At 62.7% G+C, this 2,542-nt stretch carries 2 protein-coding genes; both read right to left on the bottom strand.

Annotated features, from left to right (window positions below; translation table 11 throughout):
- Window positions 1-72 precede the first annotated feature (72 nt).
- Complete coding sequence (gene istB / locus VSR68_RS42350; RefSeq protein WP_342945359.1) at window positions 73-891, bottom strand: IS21-like element helper ATPase IstB; 819 nt, start codon at window positions 889-891, stop codon at window positions 73-75.
- Window positions 888-2,381: an IS21 family transposase gene (gene istA, locus VSR68_RS42345; RefSeq protein ID WP_342945358.1), complete on the bottom strand. Its 1,494-nt coding sequence runs from the start codon at window positions 2,379-2,381 to the stop codon at window positions 888-890. The genes istB and istA overlap by 4 nt, the downstream gene beginning before the upstream one ends.
- Window positions 2,382-2,542 lie beyond the last annotated feature (161 nt).

Genomic DNA, 2,542 nt, shown 5'->3' with positions numbered 1-2,542 from the left:
TAGACAGCGTCAAGCAGCACGGCCGGTCAGCGACAACTATTTTGGCCGGTCAACGGGTGTAGTTGTCGATGGCTAATTCATAGTTGTCGCGCCTCCATCGTAATTGTCGTCGGGTAATTGTCGCCGGCGCGCGCCCTGTTTGTCGCTGGCCTTTCGACGGCGATAGCTTTCTACATTCAGTTCGAAGATCGTCGAGTGATGCACGAGCCGGTCGATGGCGGCGACCGTCATGCCGGGGTCAGGGAACACGTCATTCCAGCCCGAGAACGGTTGATTGGCCGTTATCAGAAGACTTTTACGCTCGTACCTCTCGGCAATCAGTTCGAACAGCACGCTGGTCTCGGCTTGGTCCTTGCGGGCGTATGACAGGTCGTCAAGGACGATGAGATCGAAGCGGTCGAGCTTGGCCAGCGCAGAAGGCAACTGCAGGCTCTGGCGTGCCGCCTGCAGCTTCTGGACGAGTTCGCTGGTGCGCGTGAACAGCACGCGGTATCCGGCGTCGATCAGGGCGTGCCCGATTGCCGAACCTAGATGGCTTTTCCCGACCCCAGGTGGCCCGAACAGAAGGACCGTGGCGCCTTTCTCCAGCCATGACTCCCCGGTGGCTAGTGCCGTGACATGCGCTTTTGAGACCATCGGCACGGCGCTGAAGTCGAACGTGGCGAGCGTCTTGGTCGGATCCATATGCGACTCGGTACGGTGCCGCTCGATGCGCCGTTTGGCGCGCTCGGCCAGCTCGTGCTCAAGCAGCGCGCCGAGCAGGCGTGCGGCAGGCCAGCCTTCCTTGTCCGAGCGCTCGGCGAACTCGGGCCACAACCTGCCGATCGTTGGCAAGCGCAGCTCGTTGAGCATCAGGGCCAGGCGGCCACCATCATGTGCGGGCGCGTTCATGCTGCCATCTCCTCGAGCAGTTCGTCATAGACGGCAACGGGCGGCATCTGAACATCTACTTCAGGACACGAGGCCTCACGGGGTGCGTACTGCTCACGCAGCGCTTTGAGATCGGGCAGCTTGCCGGCTTCCAGCAACACGTCGAGCTGTACGGCCAGTACGGCCTCCACCCCGTGCAGGCCGGCGAGTTCAAGCAGGCCAACCATCGTCTTGCATGCTTCGCGTTGCGACAGGCGGGCATCAAGTTGTTCCCATGTCCGGCGGTAGGCCTCGCGCGGGAACAGTGCGTCACGAAACGCGAGCCCCTTGAATGCCTGCGGCTTGCGTTTCAGGGAGCCAATGAAGTGGCGGTAATCAAGCGCGTGACGGTTGTCGTGCGCACGGGAGCCCCGTGCGGTGCTGTGCACCAGCACGCCGGACAGGTAACAGTCGAGCCGGTCGCCGTAGACGCGCACCTTCAGCCGGTGACCAATCAGGCGCGACGGCGCACTGTAAAGGATGCCGCGCACCGTGAACGTGCTGCAGCGGGACACAGGCGCTTCTTCCTCGACGAAGTCGGTGGTACGGTACTCCGGCAGATCCTGAAGCTGTTGGCGCTCAATACGGAACGCGCCCGCGTTGCGCCGGTTTCGACGCATCACCTGCTCGCGGATGAATTCATCATAGGCGGCACGATCAGCGAAGTCGCGATGGCCGCGAAGCATCAAGGCCTGATCGACCGCATCCTTCAGATACCGGTGCGAGGATTCGACACTCCCGTTCTCATGACCCAAACCGCGATTGTTGCGCGTGCCCCGCATGTCGTAATGATCGAGCAGCGCCTTGTAACGGGTCGTGAAGTCCTCCTTCTCGCTCAGGTTTTTGAAGGCGGCCGACAGGCTGTCGGTGCGATGCTCGCGCGGGCAACCTCCCGCCTGCCACAGGGCGTTCTGCAATCCGGTGGCGAGGGCTTCAAAACTCTCGCCGCCCTCGACCACGCAGGCGTACTCCCAGCGTGAGAACGCCAGCACGAAGTGATACAGCCGGTGCTCGAACGGTGCGCCGCCGATCGTCACGCACAGCTTGCTCATATCGGTGAAGTCCGACAGCCCGCGCACACCGGGCTGATGCTCCTGGGGGAAGAAGATCTCCTGACTGGGACCTTCAAGCGCCCGCCATTGATGAATGCGTCGCTCCAGCGTGCGGCGCATGCTGTCGGGATAGCGCTCCGGGTGATCCTCCTGCAGCTTGCGCAGGATCGTGATGCCCATCAGATGGGGCGCGTTACGCAGGAGCGGCACGATCTCGCTGTCCCAAACATCGGCGAACGGATCGGGACGGGTGCGCCAGGAGCGCCGCGGCTTCTGGGATGGCAGAGTCGCGTCATGCTCGATGCGGCGTGCGCTACGCACGCTTATTCCAGCCTTGGCGGCCGCGACTTCCTGCGGATGGTGTTTGCGCTTGTTCATGTAGAGGCGAACCTGTTGGTCGGTAATGCGGGTTCCAGACATGAGCTGACCGCTTCTTCTTTAGGAATCGATCAGCCATCCTATTGCCCCGCCGACGCGGCGCCGCCGGTGGTTCGTCGTCTCCGGCGGCTACGCCGCCTGCGACTCCTCACCACCGGCCAAAACAAACGTCAACGACCGGCCACGATAATTGTCGCCGCCCA

The organism is Paraburkholderia phymatum (assembly GCF_038900715.1).
Classification (GTDB): domain Bacteria; phylum Pseudomonadota; class Gammaproteobacteria; order Burkholderiales; family Burkholderiaceae; genus Paraburkholderia; species Paraburkholderia phymatum_A.
Note: the sequence above shows the minus strand (reverse complement) of the source record. Positions and strands in the feature narration are given on the sequence as shown.

Coding starts and splice junctions, on each gene's coding strand:
- istB (WP_342945359.1), bottom strand. CDS start 891: ATGAACGCGCCCGCACATGATGGTGGCCGCCTGGCCCTGATGCTCAAC.
- istA (WP_342945358.1), bottom strand. CDS start 2,381: ATGTCTGGAACCCGCATTACCGACCAACAGGTTCGCCTCTACATGAAC.